The organism is Kitasatospora sp. NPDC004289, assembly GCF_053602875.1.
This window is the reverse complement of sequence record NZ_JBSGEL010000010.1, coordinates 135986-149996: the sequence shown is the minus strand read 5'-3', so window position 1 is coordinate 149996 and position 14011 is coordinate 135986. Positions and strand designations below refer to the sequence as shown.

Here is a 14011-nt window from a genome sequence, read left to right as displayed (position 1 = left end):
GATCGTAGGCCCCCGGTCGCCGCGGCCGCGCGGGGCCCCGTCCATCCGCACCCGAAGGAGGGTCAGACCGCCCGCTCCGGACGCCGGCCCGCCGTCAGCAGGTGACCGCTGACGCCCAGCAGCGAGGGCTCCGACTCGGTGCGCCGCAGCGCGTCCAGCACCACGGCCCGCCGCTCCCCGTCGTCCAGCCAGTCGTTCACGCCGCCCATCAGCCAGGCCGCGCCCTCGACGCCGTACTGCCCCGCGACCGCGAGCCCGGCCTCCTCGAACTCGCCCGGCACCTCGGCCGGCCGGTGGAAGTAGGCGGTGGTGAAGGTCGGCCGGTCGCCGGTCGGCCGCAGGTGCCCGTCGGCCGTCGCGGCCTCCAGCTGCGGCCGTCGGGCGGGGTCGAACCAGTTCTCCTTGTTGAGCGTGTCGTGCAGGCCCGCGAAGCGGTTGATGGTCGCGGCCACCACCGCGCCGCCCGGCCGCAGCACCCGCCGCGCCTCGGACAGCGCCCGCACCCGGTCACGACGCTCCGTCAGGTGGTAGAGCGGGCCGAGCAGCAGCACCGCGTCCACCGAGGCGTCCGGCACCTCCAGCGCCCGCGCGTCGCCGAGCCGGGCCGTCACGCCGGGCCGCCGCCCGGCCTGCTCCACGTGCAGCGGCACCGGATCGAGCAGCTCGACCGCGTACCCGAGCCCGGCCAGCCACTGCGCGTACCGGCCGCTGCCGCCGCCCACGTCCAGCACCCGTGCCGGGGCGGGCGGGAGCAGACGCAGCAGCAGCTCCCTGGTCCGCAGCTCCTCCAGGCGGTTGGCGCCGCGGTCCAGCCGGCCGTCCTCCTCGCCGCGCTCGTAGTACTCCAACACCTCGGGCCGCAGTGCGGCGTTCTCCGTCGTCATCCCGGCACCCTGCCCGGCCCGCCGTGCGCACGCAAACGGTTAACGGCGCGTCACGTGCGCAGGGGCGGGGCAAACGGACCGACACCTCGTCAGGTAGCGGCGTCCCCCGAGGGGGCGGGGAGTGTCACCAGGCCGGGCGGAGCTGGCCCACGGGGGCCAGCAGGTTGAGGTCCTCGTGCAGCTCGCGCAGACGGCGCCTGCCGAGGGTGGAGGCCCAGGGGCGGACGGCGTCGGCGGCGGCGGCCTCGGTGGCGCGGGTGCACTCCCAGCCGAGGTCGGTCAGGACGATCAGCTTGGCGCGGGCGTCGCTGGGGTGCGGATGCCGCTCGACGTACCCCTTCCTGACCAGGTCATCGACCATCTGACTGGCCGCCTGCTTGGTGACGCCGAGGTGGACGGCCAGCTCGTTGACGGTGGCACCGCCCGGAGCGAGCCGGGCGAAGGCGAAGCCGTGCGCGGGGCGGAGGTCGGTGAAGCCCCGGTCGCGCACTCCGGTGTCGATGGCGTGCACCAACTCGGAGGCCAGGGCTATCAGCAGGGGCGGGAGACTCTGGGCGATGGACTCGGGCTCGCTCATACCGGCAGCATGCCAGCCCGAGTTGTCCGAAGGTCAAGCCAACTGACCACTTGGACAAGCGACTTGACCATGCCACGACAGGAGCGGATCCGCCCCGCAGGAGCGCCCTCAGCCCTCGTACGGCAGCAGCTCCGCGCGCTTGGGCGGGCGGCCGTCGCCGGAGGAGCGGCCGGTGAGGCGGCGGCCGATCCAGGGGCCGAGGTGGGTGCGCAGCCACTTGAGGTCCGCACCGGCCTTGGCGGCGCGGGTGCGCGGCGCGGCGGGCGGCAGCGGCGCGCGCCAGTCGAAGGGGGCCGGGCGGCCCAGGGCCTCCAGCACCGCGACGGCGACCCGGCGGTGGCCCTCCGGGGAGAGGTGGAGCCGGTCCTCGTCCCAGAGCCGGCGGTCGTCGAAGCACGGCGCGGAGAACAGGTCGACCACCCGCAGCCCGGGGTGGCGCCGCGCCAGGCCCTCGACGTAGGCCTTCATCTCCAGGATCGCCGGCAGCAGCCGCGCGCTGCCGCCCAGCCGCCTGGTCGGGTCGGTGCTGGTGAACATCACCACCGTGCCGCCGCCCGCGAGCAGCTTCTCCGCCGACTCGCCGAGCAGCCGCTTCACCAGCCCGATGTCGCACCCCGGCCGCAGCACGTCGTTCAACCCGCCCGCCAGGGTGACCAGTTCGGCCCCCATCGCGGCGGCCGCATCCAGCTGCTCGTCCCGGATCTGCCCGATCAGCTTGCCCCGCACCGCGAGGTTGGCGTAGCGGAATCCGGGCCCGCCCTCGGCGGCGAGCGCCCGGGCGACCCGGTCGGCCCAGCCGAGGTAGTGGCCGTCGGGGAGCAGCTCGTCGCACATGCCCTCGGTGAAGGAGTCCCCGACGGCGACGTAGCTGCGGTACGTGGTGGTGGCGGTCTGGTTCGTCATGGCAGCACGATCGTACGCGCAGCGCCGCACCGTGCCACGACCGGCCGCCGGCGCGGCCCCCCACCACGGCCCCGACCCGCGCCCTTGCCCGCGGCCGAGCCCGCCTCACCCCCTGGCGCCGCCGCCCCCCGCGTGGATCAATCCGGTGGCGGGGTCGGCGGGGGCCTGCTTTCATTCGCCCGTGACCGACGACCCGAACAGCACCGATCCGACCGCCGCCGAGCTGCTCGACCGGCTGGAGCAGTACTACGACGCCGTCCCGCGCAGCGCCGCCCTCGTCGAGGACTTCGGCCCGCTCTCGCTCTTCCTGCGCAACGGCAGCGGCTTCCCCTACTACGCCCGCCCGACGCTCGGCTGGACCGGGCCCCCGGCCACCGCCGAGGACGTCGAGCGGGTACGCGCCCGCCAGCGCGAGGCGGAGGTGGCGGAGGCCTTCGAGTGGGTGGCCGAGACCACCCCCGGGCTGCGCGCGGCGGTGGAGGCGACCGGGCTCACGGCGCACGGCCACCCGCTGATGGTGCTCGTCGATCCGGCCCCGGCCGGTGCGGAGCAGGACAACACGGCGGAGGCCGAGGGGCACCCGCCCCTGGCCGAGGTCCGGGTGGTCGGCGCGGAGGACCCGGCGCTGGCCGAGGCACTCGCGGTGGCCTACCTCTCCTTCGGCGAGCCGGGCACCGCCATCGGCACCGCCGGCCCGGCTGAACTGGCCGCGATGACGGCCCAGTTGAGCGCCGACGGGACGGCCACCCGGATCGCCCAGCGGATCCGCGACGGCCTCACCGTGGTCGCCGCCGCGTTCGCCCCCGACGGCACCGCCCTCTGCGGCGGCCAGCACCAACCGGTGGGCGGGGTCACCGAGTTGGTCGGCATCGGCACCCTTCCGAGCGCCCGCCGCCAGGGCCTGGGGTACGCCGTCACCGCCGCCCTGGTGGCCGACGCCCGGGCCCGGGGCGTGGAGACGGTCTTCCTCTCGGCCGGGGACGAGAACGTGGCCCGGATCTACGGCCGGGTCGGCTTCCGCACCGTCGGCACCGCCCTGATCGCCGAGGCGTAGCACCGGTACGCACGGGCGGGGCCGCACCCGGGGATCGGGGGCGGCCCCGCCGCGCGTTCACCGACCGGGCGTCAGAACTGCAGCGCCCAGCGGTCGATCTTGCCGACATCGGCGGCGGCGTTGTCGGCGACCCGCAGCTTCCAGACGCCGTTGGCCACCTCGGAGGAGGCGTTGACGGTGAAGGTGCCGATCACGTTGTCGGCGCTGCCGCCGTCGCCGAAGTTCTTGATCAGGTAGGCCGAGCCGTCGGGTGCCACCAGCTCCACCTTGAGGTCGCCCTTGTAGGTGTGCTTGATGTCCACCTCGACCTTGAGCGCCGCCGGGGCGTTGCCGCTCACCCCGCTGACCGTGACGGGCGACTCCACGGTGCTGTTGTCGGCGATCGCGTAGTCGGCGGCGTTCTCGAACTTCGGCCCGGTCGGCGGCGTGGTGCCGCCGCTGCCGACGTACAGCAGGCGGTTGGGCGAGCCGCTGCCCGGACTCGTCACCACGCCGGTGGTGGCGTTGCTCACCAGGGCGGCGGCCACCTGGGCCGGGGTGTCGGTCCGGTGGTCGGCCAGCCAGAGGGCGGCCGCGCCGACCACGTGCGGGGTGGCCATCGAGGTGCCGGAGATGGTGTTGGTGGCGGTGTCGCCGGTGTTCCAGGAGGACTTGATGGAGGAGCCGGGCGCGAACAGGTCCACCAGGCTGCCGTAGTTGGAGAAGCTGGAGCGGGCGTCGGTGCTGGTGGTGGAGCCCACCGTGACCGCCTCGGAGACCCGGGCCGGCGAGTGACCGCTCGCGTCCTGGCTGTCGTTGCCCGCCGCGACGCCGTAGGTGATGCCGGCGGCGATCGAGCGGCGGACGGCCGCGTCCAGCACGCTGTCCACGCCACCGCCGAGGCTCATGTTGGCCACGGCCGGCTTCACGGCGTTGGCGGTCACCCAGTCGATGCCCGCGACCACCTGCTCGGTGGTGCCGGAGCCGGAGTTGTCCAGCACCCGGACGGCGACGATCTTCGCCTTCTTGGCGACCCCGTACGAGGAGCCCGCCACCGTGCCGGCCACGTGGGTGCCGTGCCCGTGGCCGTCCTGCGCCACGTTGTCCTTGTCGATGGCGTCGTAGCCGTTGCTCGCCCGCCCGCCGAACTCGGAGTGGCTGATCCGCACGCCGGTGTCGATGACGTAGGCGGTCACGCCCTCCCCGGCGGTGTCCGGGTAGGTGTAGCCGCTGTCCAGCGGCAGCGCCCGCTGGTCGATCCGGTCCAGGCCCCAGGACGGCGGGTTGGCCTGGGTGGCGTCCACGTGGAAGGTGCGGTTGCGGGAGACCGCGGCCACCGCCGGGTCGGCGGCCAGCCGCTTCGCCCCCGCCTCGTCGAGCCGGACCGCGAAGCCGTTCAGCGCCGCCGTGTAGGTGCTGGTCACCCGGGCGCCGTAGCGCTCCACCAGCGCCCGCCCCTGGGCCGAACCCGCCGACGCGAAGCCTTCGTTGAGCACCACCAGGTAGCTGCCGGGCAGGGCGTCCGGGGCGTCGGCGTTCAGCACCGCGCCCTCCGGACCGGGGGCTTCGGCCTGGGCGGGGAGGGCGACGCCGAGTCCGAGCGCGAGGGCCGCCACGGTGGCGGCGGTGGCGGCGAGCATGCCGCGGCGGGGGTGACGTATCACAGCCATCAGGGGGATTCCTCCTAGGTGGGGGCGGTACGTGCTCGGCGGCCCGCGGGGCATGCGCGGCATGCCCATGACAGGCGTGGCGGCGGATGGGGCCCGGGTCATGTCCGGCCGCCGGCAACGAGGTTGACGCATCGACGGCCGGACGCACAAGATGCGCGGACGGTTGTCAGACTCCCGGTGCCGGGAAGGTCTCCCGCAGGGTGAACACCTCCGGGCCCGGCCCGTCCGCCCGCAGCCTGCGCAGCTTCTCCGCGGCCTCGGCCACCGTCGGCTCGTGCCCGGCCGGCACCCACCAGAGCGCGGTCATCGCCTCGCTCGCCCGGGAGAACCACTCCCGGCGCCGCCGCAGCACCGCGATGTGGCCCGGGCTGTAGACGTAGGCCTCCAGCGCGTCCGGATCGCGCCAGACCGACATGTTGACGATCAGCCACTCGTCGTCGAAGATCACCTTCTCCCCGGCGGCGGCGGGCTCGGTGTACCGCCAGACGAAGCCGTCGGCCTCCTCGGCGAGCTGGTTGACCGGGTCGAGCGCGGCGACGAAGTCGGCGAGTTCGGGGCCGTCGAGCGGGTACATCAGGCGGGCTATGTTGATCTGGGCGAGTTGGTGAGTGACCGTCATGCGCGGACCCTAGCCCCGGCCGGCTGCGCGTCTCACCTGATTTCCAGCCCCTGGACGCCCCGGGGGAAATCCCCTCGCGCCGCCACCCCGCCGGGGCCCATCCTGCTGCCCATGGGAGACAGAGCGAACATCGTCGTGGTCCGCGAGGACGGAAGCCAGGAGCTGTACCGGTCCGGCCGAGCGGTCGACTTCGACCTCGACTTCCTGCGGGGCCCGGACGCCCTGCTCGCCTCGCTCCCCGGGCTCAAGCAGGACGGCTGGTGGCTGGACGAGGTCCATGCCCAGGGCGGGGCCGTGGTCGACCTCGCCCGGAAGGTGCTCGCGCTCTTCGTCTGGGAGGGCCCCAGCGCCGAACTCCGGCACCGTGCAGCCACCTTGGAGCTGCTCGCCGAGGTCTGGCCGGGCTGGGAGGTCCGCTGGCTGTACGCCGGCCAGTCCGACCTGCTCGCGTACGTCGGCCGGGACCCGGCGGAGGCCCGCCGCGACCACGACCGCGTGTATCCGGAAGAACTCCTGGCCCCGGGCGACGAGGACCTGGAGCACGAGGACCCGGGTGGCGTGGCGATCACCTTCCCCGGGGGCCGGTCGCACGTCACCAGCGACGTCTCCGACCACCCGCTCCGCGAGGGCCCCGCCCTCCTCGACCGCCTGGCCGGCGCCCCCGAGCACGGCACCGTCCGCCTGCACACCGCCTCCGGCATCCACCTCGACCCGGAGCGGCGCGAACTGGGCTGGTGGTGCGCGTACTTCACCCCGCGGGCCGACGAGATGGCGGCACTCTGGCCGGGCTGGCGGGTGGAGTTCTGGCAGGACGACTGGCAGGCCCACGTCCGGGCCTCCGGCGGGCTGTTCTCTCCTGCCCCCTTCGACCCGGACGAGGCCCGCGCGGAGGTCCTGGACCGGCTCCGGGAGCGCCGCTGACCTCCCGTCAGACGAAGTTCTTCTCGATCAGCAGGCCGACGATCCGCTCGTCGAAGTCCGGGAAGTCCATCGGCACGATGCCGAGGTGGATCCGCTCGGCCCTGCGCGCGTCCAGGTAGCGGTAGACCCGCGGCAGGATCGAGCCCGCCTGGGTCTTCGGCCAGAGGCCGTTGGCGTAGCTGGTGAAGTTGCAGTACATCTCGGCCGCGTCCTGGTGGTAGAAGGCCTGGTCGAACCACTGCTCCACCAGCCCGGCCTTGGCCGAGGTGGACACCCCCTGCCAGGTGTCCTGGGTGCGGAAGAACCCGTTGGTCCCGCTGGACCACTGGATGACGGACCACGGGTTGGCGAAGTCCGCCGCCAGCACGATCCGGCCCCGGGCCTCGCCGACCCGGGGCCACCAGGGGTTGGTCCAGAACAGGCCGCGGTAGTTCATCGACGGGTGGTCCAGGTAGAAGTCGAAGCGCCGGCGGAACTCCTCGTCGCCGAGCGCCTGCCCGCCCGCCCGCTCGTTCCGCACCCGCATCACCAGCACCTCGCCCGGGAACCGCCGCAGGTGGTCGCGGCAGGCGTTCAGCACGTCCTGGAAGCGGTGGTACTGGTAGTAGCGGTCGTGGTAGACGCCCATCTCGTCGGCCGTCCCCTGCAGGCCGTTCAGCCGGATGTCGAAGAAGCGGATGCCCTTCTCCAACTGCTGGGGCAGGCCCCAGTTCTGGGTGTGCGACCACTCGGTGCCGTTGTTGGGGTCGGTGCACCAGGAGTCGTGCGTGCCGGGGATGGTGAGCCGGGTGAGCGGCAGCCCGCCGTCCAGCCGGGCCATCCAGTCCGGGGCGTACAGCGCGGCGGCGCTCGCGGGGCGGGCCAGGCCGACGCCCGCGCCCGCCAGGGCGGCGGCGCCCGCCGCACCCCACGTCAGGGCTTGGCGGCGGCTGGGCAGGGCGGGACGGCTCATGCGGCACTCCGGTCTCTGGCGTGGACAGGACACACACGTGCGGTGCCCATCTTCCCGCCCGCCCCGCCCCCGCACCACAGTCGTGCAGTGCCGATTACCGTGCGCCCACGACCGCCTGAGCCGCCGTCAGGACCGGGCAGCCGTCAGGACCGGGCAGCCGTCACCCAGTGCTCGCGCACCGCGTCCGTCGGCCGCTGCTCACCGAGCGCGTCCATCCCCCACTCCCCCAGCGCGTCCACCACCGGGCGCAGCGCCGTGCCGCGCCCGGTGAGCTCGTAGACAGTGGCGTTGGCCGGGCGCTCCAGCTTGCGGCGCTCGACCAGGCCCTCGGCCTCCAGCTGCTTGAGCCGGGCCGCCAGGATGTCGGTCGACACGCCCGGCAGGTCGGCGTGCAGGTCGGTGTAGCGGCGCGGGCCGCGCAGCAGTTCACGGACGATCAGGAGGCTCCAGCGCTCTCCCACCGCGTCCAGGGCGCGGGCGACGGCGCAGTACTGGTCGTAGCTTCGGCGTGACATGTGGATCAGCATAGCCAAAAGGTTGGACTTTCCAAGTGGGTACTTGGTAGAACAAAGCAACCGGATGATGACGGATGACGGCGCGTCACCGGACACGGGTACGGGTACCACGGTCGGGAGGCCGCAGATGGAGTTTCGGCAGTCCAGCAAGCTGGCGGGCGTGTGTTACGAGATCCGCGGCCCGGTGGTCGAGCAGGCAAACGCGCTCGAGGAGGCCGGCCACAGCGTGCTCCGGCTGAACACCGGCAACCCGGCGCCGTTCGGCTTCGAGGCGCCGGAGGAGATCCTCCAGGACATCATCCGCAACCTGCCGAACGCCCACGGCTACAGCGACTCGCGCGGCATCCTGCCCGCCCGCCGCGCCGTGGTGCAGTACTACCAGCAGCGCGGCGTCGCCGGGGTGACGGTCAACGACGTCTACCTCGGCAACGGCGCCTCCGAGCTGATCCAGATGGCGGTCCAGGCGCTGGTCGACGACGGCGACGAAGTACTCGTCCCCGCACCGGACTTCCCGCTCTGGACGGCCGTGGTGCGGCTCGCCGGCGGCAAGGCGGTGCACTACCTGTGCGACGAGGAGGCGGAGTGGTACCCCGACCTCGACGACATCGCCTCGAAGATCACCCACCGCACCAAGGCCATCGTCGTCATCAACCCGAACAACCCGACCGGCGCGGTCTACCCGAAGGAACTCCTCCTCGGCATCCTCGAACTCGCCCGCCGGCACGGCCTGATGGTGCTGGCCGACGAGATCTACGACAAGATCCTCTACGACGGCGTCGAGCACCACTGCCTGGCCGCCCTCTCCGACGACGTGGTCACCCTCACCTTCAACGGCCTCTCCAAGGCCTACCGGGTGGCCGGCTTCCGCAGCGGCTGGCTGGTCGTCTCCGGCCCCAAGCAGCACGCCAAGGACTACCTGGAGGGGCTCACCATGCTCGCCGGGATGCGGCTGTGCCCCAACGTCCCGGCCCAGTACGCCGTCCAGGCCGCCCTGGGCGGACACCAGTCCATCCACGACCTCACCCTCCCCAACGGCCGCCTCACCGAACAGCGCGACGTGGTCCACCGCGCGCTCAACGAACTCCCCGGCGTCAGCTGCGTCAAGCCCAAGGGCGCCCTCTACGCCTTCGCCAAGCTCGACCCGGCGGTCCACCGCATCGTCGACGACGAGCGCTTCGTCCTGGACCTGCTGCTCCGCGAGAAGATCCACATCGTCCAGGGCACCGGCTTCAACTGGCCCCGCCCCGACCACTTCCGCTTCGTCACCCTCCCCCGGGCCGACGACCTGGAGACCGCGATCAGCCGGATCGGCCGCTTCCTCACCACCTACCGTCAGTAGGGCGCAGCGCCTCCCACTCCCGGCGGGTGACCAGGTACTCCACGTCCCCGTGCTCGGCGCCCTCGATGTAGTCCGGCCACTCCTCGTGGAAGGTCCGGACGTGGCGCAGGCCGGTCTTCACCATCACCCGCCGGGAGCTGGCGTTCACCGCCATCGTGGTGGCCACCACGGCCTCCGTCGTGCCGCTGTCGAACGCGTGCCCCACCACCGCCCGGGCCGCCTCGGTCGCGTAACCGCGCCCCCAGGCGGCCGGGCGGAACCGGTAGCCCAGCTCCGTGGAGCCCGCCGCCAGCCCGACGCTGTCGGCCGGCCGCAACGCCACCCACCCCAGGAACGCCCGGTCCGCCTTCCCCACGACCGCGAACGTGCCCATCCCTCCGGGGAGTTCGCGGTACCCCCGGAGGATCGCGGGCAGCACCTCGGCCGCCACCACCTCCCTCGGCTGCGGGCGCCCGGTGTCGATGAACCGCATCACCTCGGGGTCCCCGTGCAGGGCGGCCAGCTCGTCCAGGTCGTCGGTACCGAACCGGCGCAGCACCAGGCGCGCGGTCTCCACAAGGGTCGTCACCCCACCGATTCGACCAAGCCCCGGCCGCCACCACAACCGGATTTCCCGAGGTCAGCACCCACCCGCATAGGCTCGGTCCATGACCGTCCTGCGCTCCGTCCTGCTCTTCGTCCTCGCCGCCGTCGCCGAGATCGGCGGCTGCTGGCTGATCTGGCAGAGCGTCAAGGAGTCCCGCCCCTGGTGGATGGCCGGCCTCGGCATCGTCGCCCTCGGCGCCTACGGCTTCGTCGCCGCCCTCCAGCCCGACGCGAACTTCGGCCGCGTCCTCGCCGCCTACGGCGGCGTCTTCGTGGCCGGCTCCCTCCTCTGGGGCATGACCGTCGACGGCTTCCGCCCCACCCGCACCGACGTCCTCGGCGCCCTCGTCTGCCTGGCCGGCGTCGCGGTCATCATGTACGGGCCGCGCCGCTGACGCTCCGACCGACGGCGCGCAGGCAGTACAGTGCGACCGTACTGTCGAGTAGCGTCCGGACCGGAGGAACTCCCATGGCCAAGCCCCCCGCCGTCGGTGCGTCGGCTCCGTCGTTCTCGCTGCCCGGGGTCCTGCTGACCGAGGACCTGGCCGAGCGGCGGGAGTACCGGCTGGAGGAGGCCAAGGGCAGCCCGCTGGTGCTGGTCTTCTACCCGGGGGACGACACTCCCGTCTGCACCAAGCGGCTCTGCTCGTACACCTCCGACCTCGACCGCTTCCGCGACCTCGGCGCCAACGTCTGGGGCATCAGCCCCCAGGACCTGGACAGCCACGAGCGCTTCGCCCGCAAGCACCGCCTCGGCTTCCCCCTGCTCGCCGACCCGGACCGCGCCGTCGCCCGCGCCTACGGCATCACCGTCCCCGGCCTCGGCCTGCGCCGCTCCGTCTTCATCCTCGACGGCGGCTCCACCGTGACCTGGCGTCACATCGCCCTGGCCGGGCTCACCTTCCAGCACGCCGACACCCTCGCCGCCCAACTCGCCGCCCTCGGCGAGGGCTGACTCCCCTCACCGCCAGAGCGGCCCGGCACTGTCCCGGTCCGCGTCCTCGCACGCCCGGATCCGCTGCTCGACCGCCCGCGCCTCGGCCTCGCGCCCCTGCGCCCGCAGCTTCGCGGCCTGCACCCCCATCGCCCCCACGTCGCAGGTGACCGCCCCCGCCCCGACGGCGGCTCCCCCGGTCCCCAGCAGCACCGCGCCGCCCACCAGGGCCACCACCGCGGCCCGCATCCGTCCATCCATCGCCGCACCACCTCGTCACCGGGCTACTCCGCTTCGCCCGCACCGAGTTGACCACTCGTCATCCCGCCCCGCTCCACCCTCCACGCCGGACGCCACCCGCACGGAGGACCTCGTGCGACGATCCGAAAGCCGTACCGCCGAGGGGAGTTGACGGCGCAGGTATGGTGGCCGGGAAGACGCATCGACGCCCGTCCCGTGCCGTGAGCCGGGCAGGCCCTACGGGGGGAAGAAAGGTGCGTGCCCGGTGTCCATCGGGCTGCTCTCCACCATCGCCGCCGTGTTCTACGGAACGACGGTCTCGATCATCGCCCTGACCGCGACCTTCGCCCCGCGCCGTGCGCTACGGCGCGAAGCGCGCAACACCCTCGCCGTCCTGGTCCCGGGACGGGCGGTCGAGCCGCCGGCCGACCACCCGTCAGGAGGCCCGGCCGGCTGAGCCTCCACGGCCCGCGGACCGCCCGGGGACCGCCTCAGTGCCGCCGGGAGCGGCGGCCGCGCCGCAGGAGCAGCAGCAGCGATCCGGCCACCGTCAGGGCACCCGCCGCACCGAGCACCCCCGTCACCTGCGCACCGGTCGCGGGAAGCTCACCGGAGCCGGGGGCGGGGCTGGGGGTCGGGGTCGGCACCGGACTCAACGTGGGCGTGGGCGTCGGGCTCGGCGTGGGTGTCGGCGTGGGCGTGGGCTGGTCGACGGGGACCTCGACCACGCACGGCGGGGCACCGGCGCGGCCCGCCCGGGTGCCCGCCGTCCCGTCCGCGCAGGTCGTGCCCGGGATGGTGGTGAAGACGGCATTGCGCAGGAGCAGGTCGCCCTCGTCCGGCGAGTCCACCGTGACGCTGTAGCGCAGCGTCGCCGTCGCCCCGACCGCGAGCGGCCCGGTCCAGCGCAGTGCGGCGCCGTCCCGGGTGACGGTCCCCGGGGTGGCGGTGGCGTCGTCGTTGTAGCGGGCGTCGTCGAGCACGCCCGTCAGGTCGTCGGTGAAGGTGGCCGGGTCGATCGGGACCTTGCCGGTGTTGGTGGCCGTGACCGTGTACGTCACCGTGTCACCGGGCGCGGCCCTGGACGCCGAGGCGGTCTTGGACAGCTGCATCGCGGGCGTCAGCTTCAGCACCGGGACGGTCGCCGTCGACGGGTTGGACGGGACGTCCTCGCCGCCGGGCGCTGTGCCGTGGGCCGTGGCGGTGTTGCTGAACTCGCCCGTGAAGGAGTCGTTCACCGTGATCACGTGGCTCCCAGTGCAGACCATCGACGCGGTCGGGGTGCCCATCGGCCCGAGCGCGGTGCGCGGGCAGGAGATGTCGGTGACCTGAGGGTCCGTCACGGTGACGGGGTCGAGGGTGGTGGTGCCGGTGTTGGTGACCAGGAACTGGTACCGCACGGTGTCGCCGACCGCGTAGGTCCTCGTCGCCCGTCCGATCCGCTGGTCGGCGACCGACTTGACCAGGTTCAGCTGGGTCAGCGGGACGACCGAGCTCTCCTCCAGGTTGCGCACCAGGTGGGTGTCGATCAGCCCGCCGGTGGACCCGGAGAAGCCGAACTTGTAGGTCTTCGGCGCCGGGGTGTCCATCTGGTACCGCAGCACCTCCTGGAAGCCCTTCCCGTCGTGGAAGTCGATGGTGACCACCACCAGCGGCTTGGCGTCCGGACTGACCGTCAGCCGGACGGTCCGGGCGGCCTGCTCGGGGTCGGTGGTGTCCGCCCGGAGGTTGCCGGGCAGCGTGGTGACCTGACCGGAGGGCTTGCTCGCGTCCGGCTTCATGGTCGAGACCAGGAAGCAGTAGCCGTCCAGCCCCTCCCCCGGCCCGCGCAGGGTGACCGAATCGGTCACCTGGTTGTCGCTGATCACCGGTGACTTCTGTCCGGCCGGGCAGTTCAGTCCGCGCTGCTCGCCGTCGTTGGCGAAGTTGCCGTAGGCGTCGAGGCCGATGCCGAGGTAGCCGCCCTCCACGCCGGGCACCAGGTTCCGTTGGGCGTAGCCGAGCGAGCCGCCGTCGGCGCCCGCCGTCTTCAGGTCGACGCTGCCGTCCACCAGGAAGAACCCGATGCCGTCGGCGCCGTTGCCGCCGTACTGGTACTGGTCGAAGGAGACCACGAGGCCCCCGTTGCCCGGGAGCGGACGGTTGTAGAGCAGACCGCCGACCCGGTAGTTCCCGCCGTCGGTCAGCTGCAGCCAGCCCGGGGTGACCCCGGGGGCCGGGACGGACGGCGTGGTCTGCGACGCACCGGTGCAGGGCCCGGTCGTCGACTGGCCGGCCGGCGGCGGCCCGCCGGCCCCGGTCAGGCAGGCCGAGTCGAGCGGGACGAAGCCGGGGTCGGCGATCGAGCTCCCCGTGAACGTCTCGTTCAGCAGCACCGACCCTCCGCCGGCTCTCGGCAGGGGCCGTTCCGGGACCGTCCCGGTCGGCCGGGCCGCAGGGCCGCTCAGACCGGTGACCGCGAGCACGGCGGCCACCGCCATCAGCGGGCGGGCGAGACGGAGGGAGACGGAATGGCTCACGGGCGCGGTCACCGCACGACGCTAATCGGACCGCCCCCGCCCTCCCCGGAGCCGGGCCCGGCCCACGGACTTCTTCATCCGGACGGCCCCGCCCGATCGCCCCCGCCGGAGGGCAGCACAGCCGAACGGCGGTGCCGGGGCGGGCCGGTGGTCGACGTTCCGTATCCGTACGTCCGGACGGGTGGCGGCCGTGGGATGCGGCAGCTGACGGCGGCGGCGCCCGAGCGGCGGGCGACCTGGGCGCTCGGGGAGATCACCGCCGAACTCAGGTCCGGGCTGGTCGACTTCGGAGCGGCATGGGGTCTCCGGACACCTCCCCG

The 14011-nt window shown here is 73.5% G+C and carries 15 protein-coding genes and 1 pseudogene; 6 read left to right on the top strand and 10 right to left on the bottom strand.

The window, feature by feature from the left end:
- Positions 1–62: 62 nt before the first annotated feature.
- The 3 genes from ACWEPF_RS09785 to ACWEPF_RS09775 form a co-directional block, all read right to left on the bottom strand.
- Complete coding sequence (locus ACWEPF_RS09785; protein ID WP_452172152.1) at positions 63–884, bottom strand: class I SAM-dependent methyltransferase; 822 nt, start codon at positions 882–884, stop codon at positions 63–65.
- Positions 885–1008: 124 nt separating this feature from the next.
- Positions 1009–1461 carry a MarR family winged helix-turn-helix transcriptional regulator gene (locus ACWEPF_RS09780; protein ID WP_345284661.1) on the bottom strand — a complete coding sequence of 151 codons (453 nt, stop codon included), beginning with the start codon at positions 1459–1461 and terminating at the stop codon, positions 1009–1011.
- 108 nt (positions 1462–1569) lie between these two features.
- A complete protein-coding gene (locus ACWEPF_RS09775) occupies positions 1570–2364 on the bottom strand; it encodes an SGNH/GDSL hydrolase family protein (protein WP_345284663.1) in 795 nt (264 codons plus the stop codon).
- Between the two features lie 181 nt (positions 2365–2545).
- On the opposite strand from ACWEPF_RS09775, the gene ACWEPF_RS09770 reads away from it, so the two are divergent.
- On the top strand, positions 2546–3418 hold the full coding sequence (locus tag ACWEPF_RS09770; RefSeq protein ID WP_452172151.1) for a GNAT family N-acetyltransferase: 873 nt from the start codon (positions 2546–2548) through the stop codon (positions 3416–3418).
- Between the two features lie 71 nt (positions 3419–3489).
- Here ACWEPF_RS09770 and ACWEPF_RS09765 read toward each other — a convergent pair whose 3' ends face one another.
- Both ACWEPF_RS09765 and ACWEPF_RS09760 read right to left on the bottom strand, forming a co-directional pair.
- Positions 3490–5067, bottom strand: coding sequence for a S8 family peptidase (locus ACWEPF_RS09765; protein WP_452172150.1), 1578 nt, complete (start codon positions 5065–5067; stop codon positions 3490–3492).
- 166 nt (positions 5068–5233) lie between these two features.
- Positions 5234–5686 (bottom strand): DUF3291 domain-containing protein, encoded by a 453-nt coding sequence (locus ACWEPF_RS09760; protein WP_345284670.1) that lies wholly within the window; start codon positions 5684–5686, stop codon positions 5234–5236.
- Positions 5687–5797: 111 nt separating this feature from the next.
- On the opposite strand from ACWEPF_RS09760, the gene ACWEPF_RS09755 reads away from it, so the two are divergent.
- Positions 5798–6607, top strand: a complete 810-nt coding sequence (locus ACWEPF_RS09755) for a hypothetical protein (RefSeq protein WP_452172149.1) — start codon at positions 5798–5800, stop codon at positions 6605–6607.
- 7 nt (positions 6608–6614) lie between these two features.
- Here ACWEPF_RS09755 and ACWEPF_RS09750 read toward each other — a convergent pair whose 3' ends face one another.
- A complete protein-coding gene (locus ACWEPF_RS09750; protein WP_452172148.1) occupies positions 6615–7559 on the bottom strand; it encodes a phosphatidylinositol-specific phospholipase C in 945 nt (314 codons plus the stop codon).
- Positions 7560–7723: 164 nt separating this feature from the next.
- A pseudogene (locus ACWEPF_RS09745) lies at positions 7724–8074 on the bottom strand (winged helix-turn-helix transcriptional regulator); the annotation flags it as partial.
- 127 nt (positions 8075–8201) lie between these two features.
- Between ACWEPF_RS09745 and ACWEPF_RS09740 the strand changes: the two are divergent.
- Positions 8202–9413, top strand: coding sequence for a pyridoxal phosphate-dependent aminotransferase (locus tag ACWEPF_RS09740; RefSeq protein ID WP_452172147.1), 1212 nt, complete (start codon positions 8202–8204; stop codon positions 9411–9413).
- Here ACWEPF_RS09740 and ACWEPF_RS09735 read toward each other — a convergent pair.
- Complete coding sequence (locus tag ACWEPF_RS09735; protein ID WP_452172146.1) at positions 9394–9981, bottom strand: GNAT family N-acetyltransferase; 588 nt, start codon at positions 9979–9981, stop codon at positions 9394–9396. The genes ACWEPF_RS09740 and ACWEPF_RS09735 overlap by 20 nt on opposite strands.
- 79 nt (positions 9982–10060) lie before the next feature.
- Here ACWEPF_RS09735 and ACWEPF_RS09730 point away from each other — a divergent pair, with 79 nt between their 5' ends.
- A complete protein-coding gene (locus ACWEPF_RS09730; protein ID WP_452172145.1) occupies positions 10061–10393 on the top strand; it encodes a YnfA family protein in 333 nt (110 codons plus the stop codon).
- A gap of 74 nt (positions 10394–10467) precedes the next feature.
- Positions 10468–10953 carry a peroxiredoxin gene (locus tag ACWEPF_RS09725; RefSeq protein WP_452172144.1) on the top strand — a complete coding sequence of 162 codons (486 nt, stop codon included), beginning with the start codon at positions 10468–10470 and terminating at the stop codon, positions 10951–10953.
- 6 nt (positions 10954–10959) lie between these two features.
- Here the strand turns inward: ACWEPF_RS09725 and ACWEPF_RS09720 are convergent, their stop codons facing one another.
- The gene (locus ACWEPF_RS09720) at positions 10960–11193 is read right to left on the bottom strand and encodes a hypothetical protein (RefSeq protein ID WP_452172143.1); all 234 of its coding nucleotides are present in this window, start codon (positions 11191–11193) and stop codon (positions 10960–10962) included.
- A gap of 244 nt (positions 11194–11437) precedes the next feature.
- Here ACWEPF_RS09720 and ACWEPF_RS09715 point away from each other — a divergent pair, with 244 nt between their 5' ends.
- Entirely contained in the window at positions 11438–11629 is a 192-nt protein-coding gene (locus tag ACWEPF_RS09715; RefSeq protein ID WP_452172142.1) for a hypothetical protein, read from the top strand.
- 34 nt (positions 11630–11663) lie between these two features.
- Here the strand turns inward: ACWEPF_RS09715 and ACWEPF_RS09710 are convergent, their stop codons facing one another.
- Positions 11664–13703 (bottom strand): DUF7507 domain-containing protein, encoded by a 2040-nt coding sequence (locus tag ACWEPF_RS09710; protein ID WP_452172141.1) that lies wholly within the window; start codon positions 13701–13703, stop codon positions 11664–11666.
- Positions 13704–14011: the final 308 nt, after the last annotated feature.